At 57.3% G+C, this 21614-nt stretch carries 21 protein-coding genes and 1 tRNA gene; 14 read left to right on the forward strand and 8 right to left on the reverse strand.

All coding sequences use genetic code 11. The annotated features are described in order from the left end of the window. Window positions 1-38: 38 nt before the first annotated feature. The 3 genes from GOW60_RS18090 to GOW60_RS18100 all read right to left on the reverse strand — a co-directional run bounded on the left by GOW60_RS18090 (window position 39) and on the right by GOW60_RS18100 (window position 2520). Window positions 39-815, reverse strand: a complete 777-nt coding sequence (locus GOW60_RS18090) for an integrase (protein ID WP_171230369.1) — start codon at window positions 813-815, stop codon at window positions 39-41. A gap of 123 nt (window positions 816-938) precedes the next feature. Next, window positions 939-1015 (reverse strand) — tRNA-Pro (locus tag GOW60_RS18095). Between the two features lie 389 nt (window positions 1016-1404). After that, window positions 1405-2520 carry a class I SAM-dependent RNA methyltransferase gene (locus GOW60_RS18100; RefSeq protein WP_171230370.1) on the reverse strand — a complete coding sequence of 372 codons (1116 nt, stop codon included), beginning with the start codon at window positions 2518-2520 and terminating at the stop codon, window positions 1405-1407. A gap of 297 nt (window positions 2521-2817) precedes the next feature. On the opposite strand from GOW60_RS18100, the gene GOW60_RS18105 reads away from it, so the two are divergent. From GOW60_RS18105 to nqrF, 6 genes are read left to right on the forward strand one after another with little or no spacing between them, the layout of a single operon-like run. Further along, on the forward strand, window positions 2818-4161 hold the full coding sequence (locus GOW60_RS18105) for a Na(+)-translocating NADH-quinone reductase subunit A (RefSeq protein WP_171230371.1): 1344 nt from the start codon (window positions 2818-2820) through the stop codon (window positions 4159-4161). Window positions 4162-4166: 5 nt separating this feature from the next. Then, window positions 4167-5375 carry an NADH:ubiquinone reductase (Na(+)-transporting) subunit B gene (locus tag GOW60_RS18110; protein WP_171169456.1) on the forward strand — a complete coding sequence of 403 codons (1209 nt, stop codon included), beginning with the start codon at window positions 4167-4169 and terminating at the stop codon, window positions 5373-5375. Further along, window positions 5368-6195 carry a Na(+)-translocating NADH-quinone reductase subunit C gene (locus tag GOW60_RS18115; protein ID WP_171230372.1) on the forward strand — a complete coding sequence of 276 codons (828 nt, stop codon included), beginning with the start codon at window positions 5368-5370 and terminating at the stop codon, window positions 6193-6195. The genes GOW60_RS18110 and GOW60_RS18115 overlap by 8 nt, the downstream gene beginning before the upstream one ends. Further along, window positions 6195-6848 carry an NADH:ubiquinone reductase (Na(+)-transporting) subunit D gene (locus tag GOW60_RS18120; protein ID WP_152460184.1) on the forward strand — a complete coding sequence of 218 codons (654 nt, stop codon included), beginning with the start codon at window positions 6195-6197 and terminating at the stop codon, window positions 6846-6848. Before GOW60_RS18115 ends, GOW60_RS18120 begins: the two co-directional genes overlap by 1 nt. Beyond that, window positions 6848-7456, forward strand: coding sequence for an NADH:ubiquinone reductase (Na(+)-transporting) subunit E (gene nqrE, locus GOW60_RS18125; protein ID WP_050603817.1), 609 nt, complete (start codon window positions 6848-6850; stop codon window positions 7454-7456). The genes GOW60_RS18120 and nqrE overlap by 1 nt, the downstream gene beginning before the upstream one ends. Before the next feature lie 10 nt (window positions 7457-7466). Beyond that, window positions 7467-8690: an NADH:ubiquinone reductase (Na(+)-transporting) subunit F gene (gene nqrF, locus GOW60_RS18130; RefSeq protein WP_171169459.1), complete on the forward strand. Its 1224-nt coding sequence runs from the start codon at window positions 7467-7469 to the stop codon at window positions 8688-8690. Between the two features lie 59 nt (window positions 8691-8749). Here nqrF and GOW60_RS18135 read toward each other — a convergent pair whose 3' ends face one another. Then, entirely contained in the window at window positions 8750-9763 is a 1014-nt protein-coding gene (locus GOW60_RS18135; protein ID WP_171230373.1) for an NAD-dependent epimerase/dehydratase family protein, read from the reverse strand. Between the two features lie 184 nt (window positions 9764-9947). Here GOW60_RS18135 and GOW60_RS18140 point away from each other — a divergent pair, with 184 nt between their 5' ends. Further along, window positions 9948-10712: a metallophosphoesterase family protein gene (locus GOW60_RS18140; RefSeq protein ID WP_171230374.1), complete on the forward strand. Its 765-nt coding sequence runs from the start codon at window positions 9948-9950 to the stop codon at window positions 10710-10712. 11 nt (window positions 10713-10723) lie between these two features. On the opposite strand, the gene GOW60_RS18145 is transcribed toward GOW60_RS18140, so the two are convergent. Beyond that, entirely contained in the window at window positions 10724-11248 is a 525-nt protein-coding gene (locus GOW60_RS18145) for a CBS domain-containing protein (RefSeq protein ID WP_171230375.1), read from the reverse strand. A gap of 123 nt (window positions 11249-11371) precedes the next feature. Here GOW60_RS18145 and GOW60_RS18150 point away from each other — a divergent pair, with 123 nt between their 5' ends. From GOW60_RS18150 to GOW60_RS18180, 7 genes are all read left to right on the forward strand, one after another. Next, a complete protein-coding gene (locus GOW60_RS18150; RefSeq protein ID WP_152460190.1) occupies window positions 11372-11557 on the forward strand; it encodes a hypothetical protein in 186 nt (61 codons plus the stop codon). Window positions 11558-11623: 66 nt separating this feature from the next. Beyond that, window positions 11624-12649: an FAD:protein FMN transferase gene (locus GOW60_RS18155; RefSeq protein WP_253283539.1), complete on the forward strand. Its 1026-nt coding sequence runs from the start codon at window positions 11624-11626 to the stop codon at window positions 12647-12649. A gap of 15 nt (window positions 12650-12664) precedes the next feature. Then, entirely contained in the window at window positions 12665-12901 is a 237-nt protein-coding gene (nqrM, locus tag GOW60_RS18160; protein ID WP_171230376.1) for a (Na+)-NQR maturation NqrM, read from the forward strand. Between the two features lie 71 nt (window positions 12902-12972). Beyond that, the gene (locus tag GOW60_RS18165) at window positions 12973-14643 is read left to right on the forward strand and encodes a sulfatase-like hydrolase/transferase (protein ID WP_171230377.1); all 1671 of its coding nucleotides are present in this window, start codon (window positions 12973-12975) and stop codon (window positions 14641-14643) included. 192 nt (window positions 14644-14835) lie between these two features. Then, the gene (gpmI, locus tag GOW60_RS18170) at window positions 14836-16353 is read left to right on the forward strand and encodes a 2,3-bisphosphoglycerate-independent phosphoglycerate mutase (RefSeq protein ID WP_171230378.1); all 1518 of its coding nucleotides are present in this window, start codon (window positions 14836-14838) and stop codon (window positions 16351-16353) included. Next, window positions 16350-17480 (forward strand): murein hydrolase activator EnvC, encoded by a 1131-nt coding sequence (locus GOW60_RS18175; RefSeq protein WP_171230379.1) that lies wholly within the window; start codon window positions 16350-16352, stop codon window positions 17478-17480. The genes gpmI and GOW60_RS18175 overlap by 4 nt, the downstream gene beginning before the upstream one ends. A gap of 6 nt (window positions 17481-17486) precedes the next feature. Next, window positions 17487-18827 carry a S41 family peptidase gene (locus GOW60_RS18180; RefSeq protein WP_171230380.1) on the forward strand — a complete coding sequence of 447 codons (1341 nt, stop codon included), beginning with the start codon at window positions 17487-17489 and terminating at the stop codon, window positions 18825-18827. A gap of 42 nt (window positions 18828-18869) precedes the next feature. Here the strand turns inward: GOW60_RS18180 and GOW60_RS18185 are convergent, their stop codons facing one another. The 3 genes from GOW60_RS18185 to GOW60_RS18195 all read right to left on the reverse strand — a co-directional run bounded on the left by GOW60_RS18185 (window position 18870) and on the right by GOW60_RS18195 (window position 21607). After that, a complete protein-coding gene (locus GOW60_RS18185) occupies window positions 18870-20396 on the reverse strand; it encodes an MFS transporter (RefSeq protein ID WP_171230381.1) in 1527 nt (508 codons plus the stop codon). A gap of 78 nt (window positions 20397-20474) precedes the next feature. Further along, window positions 20475-20834, reverse strand: a complete 360-nt coding sequence (locus GOW60_RS18190) for a hypothetical protein (protein WP_152460198.1) — start codon at window positions 20832-20834, stop codon at window positions 20475-20477. 11 nt (window positions 20835-20845) lie between these two features. Next, window positions 20846-21607, reverse strand: coding sequence for a DUF6478 family protein (locus tag GOW60_RS18195; protein ID WP_171230382.1), 762 nt, complete (start codon window positions 21605-21607; stop codon window positions 20846-20848). Window positions 21608-21614 lie beyond the last annotated feature (7 nt).

Here is a 21614-nt window from a genome sequence, read left to right on the forward strand (position 1 = left end):
CGTGGTCCTCCGTTTCCTAAACATAACGGTGGACCAGTTCAGTGGGGGAGGCTCACAGAGTTTGCACTCAGAGGAAGGACACGCGCTTCCGTGTTTGGCAAAGCGCGCAACACTTCCACGGCTGTAGGCGACAACGGAACCAATCGTGAATGCCCGTTCTTGGTTCTGGGCAGAAACACCATACACGCATCGAAATCGACATGTTTCCACCCCATTGAAAGGAGTTCACCGCGCCGCATTGCAGTCTCTCTCGCGAGAACCAGCAACGGCTTCACGTAGGGGTTAAGGCACTCGTCAGCCGCCTGAAGCAATCGACGCCATTCGTCTTCAGTCAACCTGCGATCGCGTTGTTCCTTGCTCCTTGGCCGTTTCGCGTGCCTGACCGGGTTCGCGTCACTTCCGCTGTCGCCAAGTACTCGGTCAATTGCTGTTTGCATCAGCGACAGCTCGCGAACGACTGTAGACGGCTTGGCATCTTGCAGGCGTACGTCTCGCCAAGTCGAAACGTCTTTCGCAGTCAGCGCTTCGATCTGCGATCTGGCCAACTTGGAGCGTGCCAATGCCTCGAGTCGCCAGCGTTCTCCAGGCATTTCATTTGTCAATCGGCGGAGTGCATCTGCGAGGGTCAGCTGCAGCGCATCTGCCTGCTTGCTTGCCGGTTTCGGCAAGCCTCCCCCGATTGCATCGGCCTGCGCTTCGACGGCGCTTCCCCACTTCATCGCATCCGCGCGTCTTTCAAACGACTTGCTTGCCGTACGGCCCTCACGTCTGACGATGCACTGCCACTTGGTTCCACGCTTTCTGATCGTTGCCATTCCCGTTGCTCCGTAGGTGGGCAACGCGGTGCTGCGAGTGACGAGAGAGTGACAGACAAGTGCACGTCGGTGCGTGCCGAGGGGAGAAACTGCAAAAGATGTATGTCACATCAAGTAGTTAATTGGTCGGAGTGAGAGGATTCGAACCTCCGACCCCTGCCTCCCGAAGACAGTGCTCTACCAGGCTGAGCTACACTCCGACCGTGGCGGGTGATCTATACGCGGCGTGTCTGATGCGCAAGAGGATTCTGTATTTCGATCACTCGAATCTTTCGAACGCAACAACCAAAAAAGGGCGGCGCACCGATAAGGTCGGAACCCGGTAATTTGAGCAGGTCTTCACGATTCGAAAAAACGAGCGGTTGCTTGTCTGCGTTCTTCTGGTTGATCGGCAAGCAAGAGTGTCCGCCAACTTGTTCGCCCCTGCCGGACGGGTCACGATTGCACCGGTGCCAAGATGTCGAGAGGTTCACAGGCACGTTGAGAAACAAGGGAAGCGCCCCCTTTGCGGCGGAAACCCTGTGGTTTTCTTGTCCGCTCTCGCCCGCGCAGCCATCGTCATGAATTGGTTGTGAAGCGTCCCAGGCAATCACGGCAAGCGATCTGTTTTGTACAGACGAATTTTGGTTCCACCATGGTCGACGACCGGTCCTGGCGCCAGCAAAGGCAGACGTGTGGCCCGGGCAAGCCCCGGAGCGCTGGTGATCACGCCGACCCGCCATCCCCGGAACCGGTTCATCAAGGTCTTGCCCATCGCACCATAGACCGAACGCAAGCGTCTTTCGTCACCAATCCGCGCCCCGTAGGGCGGGTTCACAATGACCAGCCCCGCAGGACCTTCGGGGGGCTTTATGTCACTGACGGAACGCTGTTGAAACTGCGTCACAGCAGCGACTTGCGCCCTTTCGGCATTGGCAGTCGCCGCGTCGACCGCGCCCGAGTTGCGATCCGAGCCGTAGAAGGTAAGCGCGCATTCCGCCGTCTTGGTTTCCTGCCGCATTTCCTGCCACTGATCAGGGTCAAAGCCCGCCAGGTCCTCGAATGCAAAACTGCGGGAGCGGCCAGGGCGCAGACCCAGAGCGATCTCGGCGGCCTCGATCACGAAGGTACCGGATCCGCACATCGGGTCCAATACCGGTTCATCGCCCGAGTAGCCACACTCTCTCAGGAACATGGCGGCCATTGTTTCGCGCATTGGGGCCTTGGCAATGGCTTCCTTGTGACCGCGTTTGTGCAACAGCTCGCCGGAACTGTCGACCGAGATCGTGCAGATGTCTTTCTCGATTCGAAGCAAGACCCGAAGGTTTGCCTCGGATGAAATCGAGGTGCCCAATGTCTCGGATATTGCCCGCTCGATCCTCTGACGAGCTGCACCGGCGTGATAAATTCTGGATTTGCGGCTGATGGCTTCCACCTTGACCGGCACGTCAGGACGCAAAACGGTGCCCCAAGGAAATTTCCGAGCACGTTTGTCCAATTGGGCAAGGTGCACGGCGGGGAAACTGCCCAGTCGCACCAGAACCTTGTTGGCGCCGCGCAGTGTCAGGTTGGCGCGCCAGACCTCGGGCCATGAACCCCGGCATGTCACCCCGCCGGGTACAGTTCTGACCTGCGCGAATCCGTTGAGTTCCGCCTCGTCACCAAGAGGCGCTTCGAGGCCCGGCGTGGCAACCAGAAAGATTTCCAAATCTGTGTCTTTTTCCATTCCGGTTGCTTACACTGGAACCTTGGTGGGCGCGATATGCAATTATACGCCATGGATTCAGAGGAAATGACCGATCAATCGAAGGATTGTGTGGTTCATCCTCAAGTTTTGGCGGTAACAGGTTTGCGTTTGTGACCTTCCCCGCGTAAAGGGTCCTTGATCGGAAATACGCCTGCGGATTTTGGACCGTTTTCGACGCTTTTGCGACGGAGGTTCAAAAAAACCGCGCTATTGCATGACCCCGAAAGGGCGTTGGCAGAGCTGGCGCAGAAAAGAGGCTTGGAAGAACGTAGCAACATGCAAACTTTCAAACTGAAAAAGGGGCTGGATCTGCCGGTGGAAGGCGCTCCTGACCAGACCATTCACCCGGGCCCGGAATACTCGACCGTTGGCGTCCTGGGCGGTGACTACATCGGCCTGAAACCCAAGATGCTGGTGCAGGAAGGCGACAGCGTCGTTCGTGGCGCGCCGCTGTTCTGTCACAAGGACGCGCCTGACGCGATGATGGTCGCACCGGTAAGTGGCAGGGTCGTCGCGATCAACCGTGGTGCCCGTCGGGTGCTGCAAAGCGTCGTGATCGAAGTGACAGACGTCAATGACGCCGGTGTTGATTTCTCGGGCATAGGGGATGCCGACAGCGCCGAAGGCGTGACGGCCAAGCTGTGCGCCGCCGGCCTGTGGACGTCGTTCCGCACGCGTCCCTATTCGAAAATGCCGAACCCCGGCGCCAAACCGGATGCGATCTTTGTCACCGCCATGGACAGTGACCCGTTGGCCGCTGACGCTGCCACGATCATTGCCGAGGCGCCCGAAGAATTTATCGCCGGTTTGGCGGCAGTCAGCACATTGACCGAGGGCAAAACCTATCTTTGCCAAAAAGAGGGTGACACGATACCCGGCGCAGATGTCGCCGGTGTCGAAGCTGCATCTTTCGCAGGCCCGCACCCATCGGGGCTGGCCGGAACGCATATTCACTTCCTCGAACCCCTTGCAGGCGACAAGCAGGTCTGGACCATCGGGTATCAGGATGTCATCGCCATTGGCCGCCTGATGCTGACCGGCCATCTGGATCCGAATGTCGTGATTGCCCTGACAGGGCCGGGTGCGCGTCAACCGCGTTTGATCCGTACCGTGATGGGCGCATCAACTGACGATCTGACCCGCGACGAAGTCGATTTGGACGGTACGCCCCGTGTCATTTCGGGTTCGATCCTGTCGGGCCGGCACGCTGAGGGTCCGACCGCCTATCTGGGCCGGTTCGCGCGCCAGATCAGCATCATCCGTGAAGATCCCGATCAAATCCCGTTGGGCTGGATTCGTCCGATGCCGTCGAAATACGCGGTCCAGCCTGTATTGGGTTCGGCATTCGCCAAGAAGCTGTATGCCTTCACATCCAACCTGAACGGCGGGCGTCGGGCCATGGTGCCCACAGGTGTTTTCGAAGACCTGATGCCGCAGGACTATCTGCCCACTCAGTTGCTGCGGGCGCTGCTGGTAATGGATACGGACACTGCCCAAGCCTTGGGTGCGCTGGAGCTGGACGAAGAGGATCTGGGCCTTGTGGGCTTTGCCTGTCCGGCAAAATATGAATACGGGCTGGCGCTGCGCGACTGCCTGAGCAAAATTGAAAAGGAGGGCTGAGCCGAATGGGTTTGCGCAGCTTCTTTGACAGGATCGAGCCGAACTTTACCAAGGGCGGCAAGTACGAAAAGTACTTCCCCATCTACGAGATGGTGGAAAGCTTCATCTACACTCCAAAAACCGTGACCACGGTGGCGCCGCACGCGCGGTCCTATGTGGATATGAAGCGGATCATGACCTATGTCGTGATCGCGACGATCCCCTGCATCCTGTGGGGGATGTGGAACACCGGCTATCAGGCGAACTCGGCGATTGCTTTGCTGGGGCCGGAATCGGCCACCGGCTGGCGGATTGCTTTGTTGCAGATGTTCGGGATTTCGCTGGACCCGTCCAGCATCTTTGCCAACGTCATGCATGGTCTGATGTATTTCCTTCCGATCTACATCGTCACGCTGGTCGCGGGCGGTATCTTCGAGGTCATCTTTGCCACCGTGCGCGGGCACGAGGTGAACGAAGGCTTCCTTGTTACATCAATGCTTTACACGCTGATCATGCCTGCTTCGACGCCCCTGTGGCAGGTGGCATTGGGCATCATCTTCGGCGTCGTGATCGGTAAGGAAGTGTTCGGGGGCACCGGCAAGAACTTTCTCAACCCCGCGCTTGTGGGGCGGGCGTTTTTGTATTTCGCCTATCCGGCACAGATGTCGGGGGATGCGGTCTGGACACCCGTTGACGGGTTCTCGGGCGCAACTGCATTGGGCGTGTCTGCGGCCGAAGGTGTGCAGGCACTGGCCGCCGAAGGCATCACTTGGTCGAGCGCGTTTTTCGGCACCATACAGGGCAGCTTTGGCGAAACATCGACACTGGCCTGCATGATCGGTCTGGCTTTCCTTCTGATGACCAGGATCGCCAACTACCGCCTGATTGTGGGCTGCCTGGCGGGCACCATCGGCTTTACCCTGCTGTTGAACCTGATCGGATCGGATACCAACCCGATGTTCGCGATGCCGTGGTACTGGCATATCGTGTTGGGCGGTTACGCTTTCGGGCTGGCCTTTATGGTGACGGAACCGGTTTCGGCCAGCCACACCAATGTAGGGCGTTATATCTACGGCGCTCTGATCGGTGTCATGGTCGTGATGATCCGCGTGATCAACCCGGCTTTCCCCGAAGGGATGATGCTGGCAATCCTGTTCGGCAACGTCTTTGCACCGCTGATCGATTATTTCGTCGTGCAAGCCAACATCAAACGGAGGGCGCGTCGCCATGTCTGATACGCAATCCCCAGATAAAAACGAGGCACCCAAGGGCGCATTGGCCAAATTCCTGGCGGCGTCGCCGGATTCTGTTGGCAAGACGATCTTCATCGCCGTTGCCGTCTGTCTGGTCGCCTCGATGGTTGTGTCCGCAGCCGCAGTCAGCCTGCGCCCGGTGCAAGAAGCCAACCGGCTGAAGGACAAACAGGTAAACGTTCTGCAAGTTGCGGGCGTGTTTGAGCCGGGCATCGACGTGACAGAGGCTTTTGCCGCCTTCGAACCACATGTGCTGGAGCTGTCCACAGGCACCTTCGTCGATGATCAGTTTGATCCGACCACGTTTGACGACATCACCGCCGCCAGCGATCCAGAGCTGAGCGTCGCGCTGGACAATGACCCAGCCGGTATCGGCCGCAAATCCAAGTACCGTGTTATCTATCTGCTGCGCGATGATGCGGGTGATCTGGACAAGGTGATCCTGCCTCTGCACGGATACGGCCTGTGGTCGACGCTCTATGGATTTATCGCGCTTGAAAACAACGGCAACGATATCTACGGCCTGCAATTCTATCAGCATGGTGAAACTCCGGGTCTCGGGGCCGAGGTGGACAACCCGCGCTGGAAAGCCTTGTGGAACGGGAAAAAGTTGCGCGACGAAGCAGGTGATCTGCAAATCACCGTTGCCAAATCGCAGCCCGCCGCCGGGCCAGATTTCTATGTGGATGCGTTGGCGGGGGCCACGCTGACGTCGGTCGGCGTCGACAACCTTGTGAAATTCTGGATGGGCGATGCGGGCTATGGTCCCTTCCTGGCCAAACTTCAAGCAGGAGAGATTTGATGTCCCAGACCAAGAAAGAGATGCTGGTCGACCCGCTTGTCGACAACAATCCGATCACATTGCAGGTGCTGGGCATCTGTTCGGCGCTTGCGGTGACATCATCGCTGCAAGTGTCGATGGTGATGGCGCTGGCGGTGATCTTCGTGACCTCGTTTTCGTCCTTCTTCATTTCATGCCTGCGCAACCAGATCCCCGGTTCGATCCGGATCATCGTTCAGATGGTGATCATCGCGTCGTTGGTGATCCTGGTGGACCAGATCCTGAAAGCCTATGCTTTCGAGATTTCGAAAACCCTGTCGGTTTTCGTCGGCCTGATCATCACCAACTGCATCGTGATGGGCCGCGCCGAGGCGTTTGCGATGAAGAACCCTCCGGTTGCGTCCTTCATCGACGGAATGGGCAATGGCATGGGCTATGGTCTGATCCTGCTGCTGGTCGGCTTCATTCGTGAGCTGTTTGGCGCGGGGTCGCTGTTCGGCGTCACCATTCTGGAAACCGTCAACAATGGCGGCTGGTACGTGCCCAACGGCATGTTGCTGCTGCCGCCCTCGGCGTTCTTCATCATCGGTCTGATCATTTGGGCTTTCCGCACATGGAAGCCGAACCAGGTGGAAGAGCGTGAATACAAAATTCAGCAGGTAGAGGCCCACTGATGGAAGGTCTGATCTCACTGGCCGTAAAGGCCATCTTTGTCGAAAACCTTGCGCTCAGCTTTTTTCTTGGCATGTGCACTTTCATCGCCGTGTCCAAGAAGATTTCGACAGCGCTGGGGCTGGGGATTTCGGTCATGGTCGTGCAGGCCATCACCGTGCCTGCCAACAACCTGCTGCTGAACTATCTGCTGAAACCGGGCGCGCTGGCCTGGGCCGGGTTCCCGGATGTGGACCTGACCTTCCTTGGCCTGATTTCCTATATCGGCGTGATCGCGGCGATGGTGCAGATCCTCGAGATGGTTTTGGACAAGTATTTCCCACCGCTTTACAACGCGCTGGGGATCTTTCTGCCACTGATCACGGTGAACTGCGCCATCCTTGGCGGCTCGCTGTTCATGGTGGAGCGTGACTATAACTTTGCCGAGGCGGCGACTTATGGCTTGTCTTCCGGTTTTGGCTGGGCACTGGCAATCACCGCAATGGCCGGAGTACGGGAAAAGCTGAAATATTCGGACATTCCCGATGGTCTGCAAGGTCTGGGCATTACCTTCATTACCGCAGGTCTGATGGCTATGGCCTTCATGTCCTTCTCGGGCGTGAAACTGTAAGGGGGCGTTGATGGAAACCTTTACCTTAGGCGTAGCTCTTTTCACCGTAATCGTTCTGGCATTGGTGGCCATCATCATGGCCGCCCGATCCAAGCTGGTATCGACTGGAAACGTCAACATTACGATCAACGGCGAAAAGACGATTTCCGTCCCGGCAGGTGGCAAGCTGCTACAGACACTGGCTGCCGAGAAGCTGTTCGTTCCTTCAGCCTGCGGTGGCGGCGGCACCTGTGCGCAGTGCCGGGTGCGGGTGCATTCGGGGGGCGGATCGATCCTGCCAACCGAAGAAAGCCATATCACGAAACGTGAAGCGTCATGTGGTGATCGCCTGTCTTGCCAGGTGGCCGTCAAGCAGGACATGGATATCGAAGTTCCGGAAGAAGTCTTCGGCGTCAAGAAATGGGAATGTACCGTTCGGTCGAACGAAAACGTAGCGACCTTCATCAAGGCGTTGATCCTGGACCTGCCCGAGGGCGAGGATGTGAACTTCCGCGCCGGCGGCTACATCCAGATCGAAGCACCTGCACACCAGTTGAAATACACGGATTTCGACATTGAAGAGGAATATCGCGAGGATTGGGATCGCTTCAATCTGTGGCAATATGAATCGGTGGTGACCGAACCCATCGAGCGCGCCTATTCGATGGCCAACTACCCGGACGAAAAAGGCATGATCATGCTGAACGTCCGCGTGGCCTCGCCGCCGCCGGGGTCCGAAGGCATTCCGCCGGGTCAGATGTCGTCCTACATCTTCAACCTGAAGCCGGGTGACAAGGTCACCATTTCAGGCCCATTCGGCGAGTTCTTTGCCCGTGAAACTGACAAAGAGATGGTCTTCATTGGCGGCGGCGCCGGTATGGCACCGATGCGCAGCCATATCTTTGATCAGCTCAAGCGTCTTCAGAACCGCAACCGCAAGATCAGCTTCTGGTACGGTGCGCGGTCGAAGAAAGAGATGTTCTTTGTCGAAGACTTCGACAGTCTGGCTGAAGAATTCGACAATTTCGAATGGCATGTGGCCTTGTCGGACGCGCAGCCCGAGGACAATTGGAAAGGCTATACCGGCTTCATCCACAACGTATTGTTCGAAGAGTACCTCAAGAACCACCCCGCGCCTGAGGATTGCGAATACTACATGTGTGGTCCGCCAATCATGAACCAGTCGGTCATCAACATGCTGCTGGATCTGGGCGTGGATCGTGAAGACATCATGCTCGACGATTTCGGCGGGTAAGGAACAAAAAAGAACCGGTGTTGAAGACGCCGGTTCTTTCATTTGGCGATAGGCCTGCGTTATTTTCCGTAATAATCTCGGTACCACGCAACGAACTGGGTGATGCCGTCTTTCAGGTCTGTCCGGGGACGATAGTTCGTCAGTCTTTGTAGCAGCCGATTGTCTGCCCAGGTGGCATGAACATCACCCATCTGCATCGGCATGAAGTTCTTGATCGCCTTCTGCCCCACGGCCTGTTCGATGGCTTCGATGAAATCCATCAGGCGCACTTTTTCTCCGTTGCCGATATTCACGATGCGGTAGGGCGCGACGGGGGACAGGCTGTCTCCGTCCTCGATATCCTCACGCCTGGCTGGCCGCACTGGAGGCACGTCGATCAGCAATCTGATGCCGCGTACAAGGTCTTGGACATGGGTGAAATCCCGGTACATGTCGCCGTGATTGTAAATGTCGATCGGGCGGCCATCCAGGATGGCGGCGACAAATTTGAAATACGCCAGATCCGGCCGTCCCCAGGTGCCGTAGACGGTAAAGAAGCGGAACATGGTCGTCGGCAAATCCCAAAGATGCGCATAGGAATGCCCCATCGCCTCATTCGCCTTTTTTGTTGCGGAATAGATGGTCAGCTGGGTGTCGGCTTTTTCCGTCTCGGTAAACGGCATGTCTTCGTTGGCACCGTATATCGAAGAGGTCGATGCCATTAAAAGATGATCCACCTTATGTTGCCGTGCAATTTCCATCACGTTGAATGTTCCAACGACATTCGATTCAACATAGCTGCGGGGATGTTCCAAACTGTGTCTCACACCGGCCTGAGCCGCCAGATGAACGATGACTTCCGGCTGAAACTCTTCGGCGACCTGCATCAACCGATCAAAATTTTCCAACCGATCCTCGGTTGCCGTGAACCCGGGTGTCTGAAGCAGAATTTGATGCCGACGCTGTTTCAGGACCACATCATAGTAATCCGTCATCCCGTCGTATCCATGCACGCGGAACCCTTCCTCTAACAGCAGCTTTGCCAGATGGAACCCGATGAACCCCGCAGAGCCCGTAATCAAAACTCGTTTCATAGAACCCTCAAAACGCCCTGCACGATCATCGCCGAACAAAAGGTTCTGCCCGTGATGCCGGGTCAAACATTTTGAACTGCGCCGAAGGTCATATCGAACATCCAGACGTCATTGGTCAACTCTTTGCTGATTCAATCAGATGCTCATTGCCGCCAATGGAGGAGAAGGATAGGGATCAACGTGTATGATTACGAACTGGATCAGACGGTGGTTCGACCGCAGTGCGGGGCGGACAACGAATGCAGTGTCTTGCGACATCGCTCCGGCCGAGAAAGTGACGGCCGTGGGCGATGTCCACGGTCGTCTGGACGTGTTGCAGGCGTTGTTGCCCAGACTGGACGATCAGGGCTTGCTGGTCTTTGTCGGAGATTACATCGACCGAGGGCCATACAGCGCGCAGGTGCTGCGCCACCTGTTTCACCTGAGCGAGACGTCAGGAGGACGCGTTCAATGTCTTCTTGGAAATCACGAAGAGTTTCTGTTGCAATTCCTGGAGGCGCCGGAAGGCAACGCTCGGCTCTGGTTTCAAAATGGGGGCGTGCAAACGCTGGCGTCTTTCGGGTTGAAGCCGCCCGGGGATGTCGACAACAACCAGCAGGTTCGAAAACTGGCGGATGATCTTCGCCTGAAGATGGGGGAAAGCCTGATCAACTGGCTTGCCGACCGGCCTTTGACCTGGACCACCGGCAACGTCACTTTCGTTCATGCGGCGCTGGACCCCCGACATCCGATTGAGGCCCAGGATCGCCAGATTTGCCTCTGGGGACATCCCATGTTTCCCAGGCTGGCTCGCAGCGATGGCCAATGGGTGGTGCATGGCCACACCATCGTGGACCTGCCCCGGATCAGGAACCGGGTGGTATCGATTGACACGGGCGCTTTCGCTTCGGGTCGATTGACAGCCGCCGAGATCAACGCCGGAAGTGTTCGGTTCACCTCGACCGGATGAACAGTGGGCCTTTAGCCGACGATCATTTGCTTCATGCGAAGCGCTTCATATTCCAACTCTTTGAGACGGAAGTGGACAACGTCTCCGATCGTGATGACGCCGCACAAGTTTCCGTCGCGCAGCACCGGCATATGGCGAAAACGACCCTCGGTCATTGTTTTCAGAACTTCATTCAGCAGATCATCCGGTGTGCAGGTCTTGACATCCCTGGTCATGAGGTCTTCGACCGATTGCGGAAGGGTCTGGCCGGGTGTATCTGCCATGCGCCGAACGATGTCGCGCTCTGACAAAATCCCCTGCAAAGCCCCGTTCTGATCCGTCACGAGAACAGCACCGATCCGCTTTTCCTTCAGCGTGTTGACCACAGAATGGATGGTGTCATTTGGCCGCACCGAAAACACCGCGTCCCCTTTACCTTCCAGCAGCTTGGCCACGGTTGTCTGCGAATGCGACAGGTTCGATTCCGCTGACTGGCTGTACGTCGTCTTGTCTGACTTGTCGCCACGCGAAGGCGACTGGTAAGAGGTTGGAGCCATGGGCAATCTCCTTGTGGTTCTTGCAAAGTCTTTCCCTTTCACCTTAGCGCAGCTAAACGACCTGTATAGGGTGCAATTGCGCCGATCGGCAAAAACGCGGGCCCGGAAAGGACGTTCAAGCCATTGAGTGAACTCTATCTTACGCCACCCATAGCGGCATTGATCTTCTTTGCCGTTGTTGTTTGTGGCCACAATTTCCGCATGGCGTGGAAGCAACAGCCGCCGGGTTGGCAAAAACGTGCGTGGTTGTTCGGCGTGCCGGCGGGGGTCGGCCTTTTGATGCTGGGTTTCCTGCCGCTGAAGATGTGATCGCAGTTTGACTCTGGCCGGGGCCACTGGCATATGCCGGGCACAGAATTTCCCGGAGATCGCCCGATGCGTCTTATGCCTTTACTGGCCGTTGCCACCCTTCTTTCCGGCTGTTTGTTCGACAAAGAACCCGAGGTGGTTCGTCTGTCGGGCGAAACGATGGGCACGACCTTCAACATAACCGCGATCGGCGAAGATCTTGATGAGGCCGCATTGGCCGCGGCCGTCGAAGAGACGCTGGCCGAGGTGAACGCCAAAATGTCCAACTGGGATCCAGAATCCGAGGTGTCCGTCTTTTCGGCGTCAACCAGCACAGCCCCCGTTCCGGTCTCGGACGAACTCGCATTGGTCCTTTCGGCAGCCAATGACGTGCACGAAAAAACCGGTGGGACTTTTGATGTAACTCTGGGCCCGCTGATCGAACTTTGGGGCTTTGGCCCACGCAAGCCCGAGGATCCGGTGCCATCGGATACCGAAATCGAGGCCGCGTTGAGCGGCGTCGGGCAGGCCCGTTTGCTGACGCTCGACACCGAAGCCGGCACGCTGTCGAAGGCTGATCCAAAGGTGGGCATCAACCTGTCGGCGATTGCAAAGGGCTATGGCATCGATACGGTTGCCGGTGCTTTGCAGGATGCCGGTATCGACGATTACCTTGTCGAGATCGGCGGTGATCTTGTTGCCAAAGGCAAGAATGAGCAGGGCGAAGCCTGGCGCATTGGCATCGAAAAGCCTGAAACGGGCGCTCAGAGCATTCAACTGATCGTTTCTCTGGATGATCGCGGCATGGCCAGCTCGGGCGATTACAAGAATTTCTTCGAACAGGACGGTGTGCGTTATTCGCATATCATCGATCCGACCACGGGACGCCCGATCACACATCGCACGGCCTCTGTCACGGTTCTGGCGGAAAACGCAATGTTGGCGGATGCTTGGGCAACGGCCATGCTGGCTTTGGGTCACGAGAAGGGAATGGACATTGCGGAAAAGCATAAACTTGCCGTGTACTTCATCTCGCGGGATGTGACAGGCGGCGAAGATGCCTATATTACTTCGCACAGCACCGAGTTCAAAAACGCTTTGGGAACCAACTGACAGTCAGGAACCGAGATGAGCACTTTTATTCTGGCCTTTATTCTTTTGGCGCTTGTCATGGTCGGTATGTCATTGGGCGTCATGCTGATGGGCAAGACCATCAAAGGCAGCTGCGGTGGCCTGAATGCGATCTCGGGCGCCGATAAATGCGTTGTGTGTCAAAAGGATGTCGACCCGGACAGCCCGCTGCGCGATCAGTTGCAGTGCAAACGTGCCAGGAAGATGCTGGAACAGATGGAGCATAAGGCCTGAAGCAAGTTTTGCTTCGCTCTGCGAACGGAAGTGGCTAACTAGGTCCCTATGACTTTCGGGGAGGCACCGTATTGGCCAAGGCAAAAAATATCCTGTTCATCATGTTCGACCAGCTGCGCTGGGATTATCTGAGCTGTTACGGGCACCCACATCTGCATACTCCGAATATCGATCGTCTGGCCGCGCGCGGTGTCCGCTTTGACCGGGCCTATATCCAATCGCCGATTTGCGGCAGTTCCCGCATGTCGACCTATACCGGGCGCTATGTGCATTCCCATGGGGCCTCATGGAACAACATTCCCCTCAAAGTGGGTGAGATCACGTTGGGCGACCACCTGCGCAAGGCGGGAATGGATTGCTGGCTGGTCGGCAAGACCCATATGGCAGCCGATGCCGAGGGGATGGCCCGTCTTGGGCTGGAGCCCGACAGTATCATCGGGGCCCGCGTCGCGGAATGCGGGTTTGACGTGTTCGAACGCGATGACGGGTTGCGCGCAGAGGGTCCGGACGGATTCTATGACCCGGACGGGGCAAAGAAATACAACCATTACCTTGCAGACAAGGGATACGAGAGCGACAATCCGTGGCATGATTTTGCCAATTCCGGTCTGGATGCCGATGGCAACGTGCTGTCGGGGTGGTTCCTGAAGAATTCATCCGAACCGGCAAATATCGCGGAAGAGGACAGTGAAACACCATATCTGACCACCCGTGGAATCGAGTTCATGGACAGCCATGACGGACCGTGGTGCTGTCACCTCAGCTACATCAAGCCTCACTGGCCTTACATCGTGCCGGAACCTTACGCTTCGTTGTACGGGCCCGAACATGTCGTGCCCGTGGTCCGCTCGGAAGCTGAGCGAAAGAATGCCCATCCCGTCCTGAAGGCCTTCATGGACACCAAGGTCGGGCAGGCATTTTCGCGGGAGGATGTCCGCGAGGCGGTGATCCCGGCTTATATGGGGCTGATCAAACAAGCGGATGACCAGATGGGTCGTCTGTTCGACTGGATGGAGAAAACCGGGAGGATGGAAGACACGATGATCGTGCTGACCTCGGATCACGGTGATTTTCTGGGTGACCACTGGATGGGTGAGAAGACTTTCTTCCACGATGCCTCCACCAAAATGCCGCTGATCATTTATGACCCGTCACCCGAAGCGGACGTCACGCGCGGCACCACCTGCGACGCGCTGGTCGAGTCGATCGATCTGGCGCCGACGTTTCTGGAACTGGCAGGCGGCGAAAAGGCCGGGCATATTCTCGAGGGGCATTCTTTGCTGCCGATCCTGCATGGTCAGTCCGACAAAACGCCCCGACAGGTCGCGATCTGCGAATATGACTATTCCGCGTCTCCCATCGCGCAGCGGCTGAACCTATCCGTTCGTGACGCGGTGATGTTCATGGTCGCGAATGAAAAGTGGAAGCTCATCCATTGCGAGGGCGGGTACAGGCCGATCCTGTTCGATCTGGAAAACGACCCCGATGAACTGGTGGATCTGGGTGACAGCGCGGATCATTCGGATGTCATCGCGCAAATGTACGATCACCTGTTTGCCTGGGCGCGGCGCCCGTCACAGCGCACCACCCGGTCCGAACAGCAGTTGATCGACATGCGGACCCGAAGCGGAGGCACGGGCATCATGATCGGCATCTACGACGAAAACGACACGCCACTGGAACTGACGGTCAAATATCGCAACCGCAAGGCGAAGCCATACACAAGTTACCGAAAAGACTAGTCTCGTCCGGGTTTTCACCGATAAAACCATGATGGCTTTGCGTCGAAAAATGCAGCGGCTCATTGTCCTCCAGCGATGGGCCGAAGCCGCCAGGCCGTTTGATTAATTCTGCGTAAATTGCCGCAAAGATGGTTCACCCCTTGCCGGCCAGACGCTAGAAGAAGACCCAAGAGCAGTAATCGGAGAATTTCAATGCCAACCCCCAAACCCGTTGTTCTGTGCATTCTTGATGGGTGGGGCGTGTCAGACGACACACAGGCGAATGCGCCCTATCTGGCGCACACGCCGACCTTTGACGCGATCATGGCCAAATGCCCGCACGCCACGCTGACAACGCATGGCCCGGACGTAGGTCTGCCCAGTGGGCAGATGGGTAATTCCGAAGTCGGTCATACCAATATAGGTGCGGGCCGCGTTGTGGCCATGGATCTGGGGCAGATCGACCTGGCCATCGAAGACGGTTCGTTCTTTGACAATGAGGCATTGCAGGCATTCATTTCCAAGGTCAAATCCTCTGGGGGGACGGCTCATCTCATGGGGTTGGTCTCGGACGGTGGTGTTCACGGGCACCTGAACCACATCATCGCTGCAACCAAGGCCATTACGGATGCCGGTGTTCCGGTCGCCCTTCATGCGGTCACGGATGGGCGCGACGTGGCCCCAAAATCAGCGCTGACCTATTTTTCCAAGTTGGAAGAACGGCTGCCCGAGGGGGCCCGTGTCGTCACGGTAAGCGGTCGCTATTTCGCCATGGATCGCGACAATCGCTGGGAACGGATCGCAGAAGCTTATGACGGGATGATCAACGGCAAGGGCAGGGCGGCCAGCACCGCACATGGCGCCGTGGACCATGCCTACAACCAGTCTGAATCTGATGAATTCATCACGCCGACCGTGTTGCAAGGTTACAAAGGTGTCTCCGACGGCGATGGCTTTTTCTGTCTCAATTTCCGTGCAGATCGTGCTCGTGAAATCCTGCGCGCGATTGGTGAACCGGGCTTTGCCGAGTTCGAAACCGGGCCGCGGCCGAAACTGTCGGCGCTGCTGGGCATGGTAGAGTATTCGGACGGCCACAACACATATATGACCACGGTTTTTCCGAAACGGGCGATCGTGAACACGCTCGGGGAATGGGTCGCCAAGCAGGGGTTGCGTCAGTTCCGGCTGGCTGAAACCGAAAAATACCCCCATGTCACTTTTTTCCTGAACGGGGGCAAGGAGACCCCTGAAAAAGGTGAAGATCGCTTTATGCCCAAATCACCCAATGTCGCGACCTATGATTTGCAACCCGAGATGTCCTCGGCCGAGGTCACAGCCAAGTTTGTCGAGGCGATCGAACAAGGTTACGACCTGATCGTAACCAATTACGCCAACCCTGATATGGTCGGGCATACCGGCGACCTGCAAGCCGCGATCAAGGCATGCGAGGCCGTTGATGCAGGACTGGCTCAGGTCATTGCTGCCTTGGAAAAGGCAGGCGGTGCAATGATCCTCACCGCCGATCACGGTAATTGTGAAGTGATGGTTGATCCGGAAACCGGCGGTCCGCATACGGCGCACACGCTGAACCCGGTGCCCGTCGCGTTGGTTGGGGGACCTGAAGGCGCGCGATTGCGTCAAGGAAGATTGTCTGATCTGGCGCCGACGCTGCTTGATTTGATGAACCTGCCCAAACCGCCGGAAATGACCGGAGAAAGCCTGCTGTCATGAGGCTGACCGCCCTAGCGATTGTGCTGCTTTCAGCTTGTCAGGCCTTTGCCCAGACCAACGCTTCTCGGGCAGCACTGGATGCGGCAAGGATGCTGGAACAGGCGTCGATTTCGCTGAGCGAAGCCGACGGCGCAAGGGATCGGGTGCGGGCGCTGACCGAAACGATACAGGCCTATGAGGCCGGGCTGAGCGCGATGCGGACCGGTCTGCGCAAGGCTGCAACACGCGAAGCGCAACTGAGCGCGCAATTGAGCGCGCGTGAAAAGGACGTCAGGCAGTTGCTTGGTATTTTGCAGACCATCGAAACGACCGCGCCGCCAGTGCTGATGCTGCACCCGTCAGGCCCATTGGGCGCGGCGCGGGCCGGAATGATGCTGTCCGAGGTCACGCCTGGTCTTAACGCAAAAGCGCAAGCGCTGGCACAGGACCTGCAAGAGGTTCAGACCCTGCGTCTGCTGCAACAAAGCGCCTCGGAAACTTTGACCGAAGGGCTGCGTGGCGTGCAGGACGCCCGCACGCGGTTGAGCGAAGCGATTGCCGACCGCACTGATTTGCCGCGTCGGTTTGTCGAAGACCCGGTGCGCACGGCCATTCTGATTTCTTCGACCGAGACCCTGGATGGCTTTGCAAGCGGTCTGTCAGAGATTTCAGAAGGCGAGATCGTTGAAACCGACGCAAGCATCCTGAATCAGAAAGGACAGATTCCCTTGCCGGTGCAGGGCATCCTGCTGCACAAGGCCGGTGAACCGGACGCTGCAGGGGTCGCCCGCGCTGGTCTGGTCATCGGCACCCGTTCCCGTGCGCTTGTAACATCCCCCACTGCGGCCACGATCCGCTATCGCGGGCCATTGCTGGATTTGGGAAACCTTGTCATTCTGGAGCCGCAACCGGGCCTGTTGTTCGTGTTTTCGGGTTTGCAAGAGGTCTATGGTCAACCAGGGCAGGTGATCCCCAAAGGCACTCCGGTTGGCCTGATGCCGGGTGAAACGCCGGAAATCGGCGCAATATTGTCAACAAGCGGTGATGGCACTGGAACTGATCGTCCAGAAACGCTCTATATAGAGGTAAGAGAATACAACACCCCAGTGGACCCGGAAACTTGGTTTCGGACCGACAAGGATGGATAAACGAGTATGAAGAAATTTGTGATGGCCGGTTTGGCCGGAACTGTGGCAGGCATTCTTGCGACAACGCAGATCGCAGGCCCCCTGCTGGCGCAAGAGGCTGTGAACAAGGCCAGCGTCTATGAACAGCTTGACCTGTTCGGTGACATTTTCGAACGCATCCGTGCGCAATATGTCGAAGAGGTCGAGCCCGAAGAACTTATCGAGGCGGCAATCGATGGTATGCTGACCTCTCTTGATCCGCATTCCAGTTATCTTTCGCCCGATGATGCGGAACAGATGCGCGTGCAGACCCGGGGCGAGTTCGGTGGACTGGGTATCGAGGTCACGCAGGAAGACGGTTTTGTCAAAGTCGTGTCACCCATCGACGACACACCCGCTGACGAGGCCGGGATCGAAGCCGGAGATTTCATCACACATGTGGATGGCGAAAGCATTCTGGGCCTGACGCTGGACAAGGCGGTGGATCTGATGCGGGGTCCGGTCGGCTCCGAGATTGTTATTACCGTCGTGCGCGAAGGCGAACCTGATCCCTTCGATGTCACCATTATCCGTGACACGATCAAGCTGACCGCCGTTCGCGCCCGCACCGAGGGCACAAGTGTCGTGCTGCGGGTAACGACCTTTAATGATCAGACTTTCCCCAACCTACAGGAAGGGTTGAAGGAACAGATCGAAGAAGCTGGTGGCATCGACAAGGTCAATGGTGTCGTACTGGACCTGCGCAACAACCCGGGCGGTCTGTTGACACAGGCCATCAAAGTTTCGGATGCGTTCCTGAACGAAGGGGAAATCGTCTCGACCCGTGGACGGAACCCGGAAGAGGGTGAGCGGTTCAACGCCACCCCCGGCGATCTGGCGGAAGGCAAACCCATTGTCGTGTTGATCAATGGTGGTTCGGCCTCGGCATCTGAAATCGTCGCGGGCGCGCTTCAGGATCATCGCCGGGCCATCGTCGTCGGCACCAAAAGCTTCGGCAAAGGGTCGGTTCAGACGGTGATGCCGTTGCGGGGTGATGGTGCGATGCGCCTGACCACGTCCCGGTATTACACCCCATCAGGGCGGTCGATTCAGGCTCTGGGTGTCAGCCCTGATATCATCGTGGAACAACCCCGTCCGGCGCCGGAACCGGAAGAGGAAGAAACCAACGCCCGTTCACGCTCCGAGGCCGATCTGCGCGGCAGCCTCAACAATGACAGCCTGAGCGAAGATGAGATTCGCCAGATCGAAGAAGATCGCGCCAAGGCCGAAGCAACCGCAGAGCTGAGGGAAGAGGATTACCAGTTGGCCTACGCCATCGATATCTTGAAGGGGCTGTCCGCCTTCAACCCCAACGGGCCGTCACAGTAAAACGGTAAGGGCTGCGGATGTCGCAGCCCTTGGCTCCCGGCTTCAGCTTTCGATCCGGTGCAGTTTCTTTTCGTCGAGAAGCAGCGCCAGAACGAGACCGACCGAGACGGACAAGGCCGAAAAGACGAAAGCCATACTCATCCCGCTGTCAAACGCCGCCGACAATGCCCGTTGAACCGTCTCTGCCTCGCTGGATGACAACCGGCTGATGACCGCGTGGGCGGACGGCGTATCAAGTGTTCCGCCGTTGATCGTGCGAAGCTCTGCTTCGGTCAACTTGATACCCGAAGCGGCCACATTCTGGCGAAGGTCAGACAGGCTGACGACGTACATGATGGCCGTGGCACAGGCGACAGAGATTGCGCCGTAAACCAGGTGGGTCATGAAGCTCAGGCCGCCAACCAGCCCAGCCCGTTCCGGCTTTACGGCGCACATTGCAGCAGTGCCGGACGGCCCGACCGTCAAAGTTGCGCCCAGTCCGATCATCGCCATGCCGGGCAGGATGCGAAAGTACCCCAGATCACCGGGCAGCACGACAATGGTCGCAGCGCCGATCGTTGCGATCAGATATCCCCAAAACAGCAGCCGCTTGGGGCCGAAATCATTGTAAAGCGTGCCCGAAACAATTGATCCCACGGCAAGCAACACGGTCAGCGGCGCCAAGCCCAGTGCCGATTCAAACGTCGACCAGCCCAGCACCTTTTGCATGTATTGGGGAAAATACAGCAGCCCCACAAATGCCGCGGACACGTTGAACATGTTCAGGCCAAGGGTGATGCGAAACTCGCGGTTTTGCATCATCTGCGGCAAAAGCAGCGGCTCTGTCACGCGTTTTTCGACTTTGGGGAACAGAATGAAAAGCGCAGCGCTGATGAAAAACAGCATCAACAACGGGACGGACGTCCACCCCCAGTCCGCGCCCACATCCAAACCGTAAAGCAGCAGCAAAACGGCAAAGGACAACACACCCATCCCAGCGAGGTCGAGGTGTTCATCCGGTTTGTGCTGTGTTTCGCGCTCCATCAGGATCAGCGCGGTGGCCATCGAAATGCAGGAAAAGACCACATTGGCAAGGAAGAAGTAGCGCCACTCTCCCAAGTTCACGGCCAATCCGCTGATCATCGGACCAAACACGTTTCCGGTGGTCACACCTGCCAGAATTAGCCCCATCACCAAGGCTCGATGTTCTGGCTTTGATACTTTGGTTGCCCCGAAGGCCAGCGTGCAGGGCCACACACAACCCGCGCCGATGCCTTGCAGCGCACGCGCAATGACAAGAAAATCAAGACTGGGCGAAACGAAGCACATGACCGAGGAAAACAGAAAGATCGACAGGCCAAAAAGCATCATTCTGCGGTGGCCGTACATGTCGCCAAGCCGCCCGCCTGCGACCATGGTCATGGCGAAAAACAAGGCATAAATGTTCAGAACCCATTGGGTGCTGGTGATATCGGCGTCAAAGCTGCTTTCGATCGCAGGCACCAGCATCAGGGCGCCGGTAAAATCAATACCGATGCCAAATCCGGTAACCATCAAAGCGATGACTTTGACTATGCTGCTGCGATCCATGACAAGGCGCGATCCGCTCTGAAAACGCCAATGATGCACGAATCTGGCAAGATTGACAGGAAAACCAGCAGGAACGAATTAGGGGTCGTCTCGGCAAATCCGGCGGAAAGCGCGTTTCAGCATATCCAGTTCAGCCCGCAGCAAATCAATTTCGGCCCTTAGATCATCTGCGGCGGGCTCACCGGCAATCACCGTGAAGCTTCCCAGTTTCTCGGTCGTGGCTGCATCTGCAACGACGAACGTGTGCACACCTTCGGACAGGGCCGCAACAGGCACCTGTATGCGCAAGTCCCATCCGTCTTCTGCGGGCGACAGGTCAACATCGCTCAGGGTTTCGCCCTGATAGCTTACCTCGGGGTTAGGCGTACTGCTGGCTTGAATGTGGCCTTGCCAGATTCCGTTTTCGAACCGTATGAAGGTTAGCTTGGTCTGCGTCATGACTGATCTTCTCACAAATCGGCGCGATGAAAACGGCAAAACGTAAGATCCCGCACCACCATGCGATTCATCTCGGGCGTTTCAAAAATCAGATCAAGCCAGATTTTTTCGATCCTGCGCTCATTCAGGGGGAGATGCGCCAGATCAAAATCCACGGCTTTTGATACCTCGCCGGGATCAAGGCTTCGCAATACCTGTTCCATGTTGGGACCGTGCTGAATGTTGAGGCGCGCGAACACGCCCGATGGCTTTTCACACTCGATCAGGGTTTCCACCCTCACAAGGTGCTCGCGTGTCAGGTGAATTGCAGCATCCTCAGGCAATTCGACCGAAACGGACAGAAAGGACCCCCCAAAGCTGAAAACCTCGATTACGAGACTGAACGGAGCCAGGTCTCTGTCCCCTCTGTTCCGGACTTGCCGAACGGCAATTTCAGAAAACGGGCAATCGTGGAACACGCTGACTTGACTGTCCAGAACGGTCTTTCGCGGGGCCGAAGCCACACCGGGTTGCGTCAGGGGCGCACGCCATAGGTCGGGGCGGCAGCTCCAGTCTGTTCCGACGGGTTTGGGAAACTGCGTTGACCCAATCGTTGGCCGGATCAGGCGACTGTCTGCCTGCTGTATCAAATGATCAAGATGCCTGCGCAAACCGCGGGCCTGATCCCTTTGCAAGCGCAAATCTGCCTGGCTGGCATACGGTGCCTGATGCGCGGCCCGACGCCAGCGCCCCAGAGTCTTGCGATGAATATAGCGATCCAGAATCCTGCCCATGGCCACG

The organism is Ruegeria sp. HKCCA4008 (assembly GCF_013033125.1).
Lineage (GTDB): Bacteria > Pseudomonadota > Alphaproteobacteria > Rhodobacterales > Rhodobacteraceae > Ruegeria.

Bases quoted from the DNA above. Each gene is read 5' to 3' on its own strand.
- GOW60_RS18090 (WP_171230369.1), bottom strand. From the start codon at position 815: ATGGCAACGATCAGAAAGCGTGGAACCAAGTGGCAGTGCATCGTCAGA.
- GOW60_RS18100 (WP_171230370.1), bottom strand. From the start codon at position 2,520: ATGGAAAAAGACACAGATTTGGAAATCTTTCTGGTTGCCACGCCGGGC.
- GOW60_RS18105 (WP_171230371.1), top strand. From the start codon at position 2,818: ATGCAAACTTTCAAACTGAAAAAGGGGCTGGATCTGCCGGTGGAAGGC.
- GOW60_RS18110 (WP_171169456.1), top strand. From the start codon at position 4,167: ATGGGTTTGCGCAGCTTCTTTGACAGGATCGAGCCGAACTTTACCAAG.
- GOW60_RS18115 (WP_171230372.1), top strand. From the start codon at position 5,368: ATGTCTGATACGCAATCCCCAGATAAAAACGAGGCACCCAAGGGCGCA.
- GOW60_RS18120 (WP_152460184.1), top strand. From the start codon at position 6,195: ATGTCCCAGACCAAGAAAGAGATGCTGGTCGACCCGCTTGTCGACAAC.
- nqrE (WP_050603817.1), top strand. From the start codon at position 6,848: ATGGAAGGTCTGATCTCACTGGCCGTAAAGGCCATCTTTGTCGAAAAC.
- nqrF (WP_171169459.1), top strand. From the start codon at position 7,467: ATGGAAACCTTTACCTTAGGCGTAGCTCTTTTCACCGTAATCGTTCTG.
- GOW60_RS18135 (WP_171230373.1), bottom strand. From the start codon at position 9,763: ATGAAACGAGTTTTGATTACGGGCTCTGCGGGGTTCATCGGGTTCCAT.
- GOW60_RS18140 (WP_171230374.1), top strand. From the start codon at position 9,948: ATGATTACGAACTGGATCAGACGGTGGTTCGACCGCAGTGCGGGGCGG.
- GOW60_RS18145 (WP_171230375.1), bottom strand. From the start codon at position 11,248: ATGGCTCCAACCTCTTACCAGTCGCCTTCGCGTGGCGACAAGTCAGAC.
- GOW60_RS18155 (WP_253283539.1), top strand. From the start codon at position 11,624: ATGCGTCTTATGCCTTTACTGGCCGTTGCCACCCTTCTTTCCGGCTGT.
- nqrM (WP_171230376.1), top strand. From the start codon at position 12,665: ATGAGCACTTTTATTCTGGCCTTTATTCTTTTGGCGCTTGTCATGGTC.
- gpmI (WP_171230378.1), top strand. From the start codon at position 14,836: ATGCCAACCCCCAAACCCGTTGTTCTGTGCATTCTTGATGGGTGGGGC.
- GOW60_RS18175 (WP_171230379.1), top strand. From the start codon at position 16,350: ATGAGGCTGACCGCCCTAGCGATTGTGCTGCTTTCAGCTTGTCAGGCC.
- GOW60_RS18180 (WP_171230380.1), top strand. From the start codon at position 17,487: ATGAAGAAATTTGTGATGGCCGGTTTGGCCGGAACTGTGGCAGGCATT.
- GOW60_RS18185 (WP_171230381.1), bottom strand. From the start codon at position 20,396: ATGGATCGCAGCAGCATAGTCAAAGTCATCGCTTTGATGGTTACCGGA.
- GOW60_RS18190 (WP_152460198.1), bottom strand. From the start codon at position 20,834: ATGACGCAGACCAAGCTAACCTTCATACGGTTCGAAAACGGAATCTGG.
- GOW60_RS18195 (WP_171230382.1), bottom strand. From the start codon at position 21,607: ATGGGCAGGATTCTGGATCGCTATATTCATCGCAAGACTCTGGGGCGC.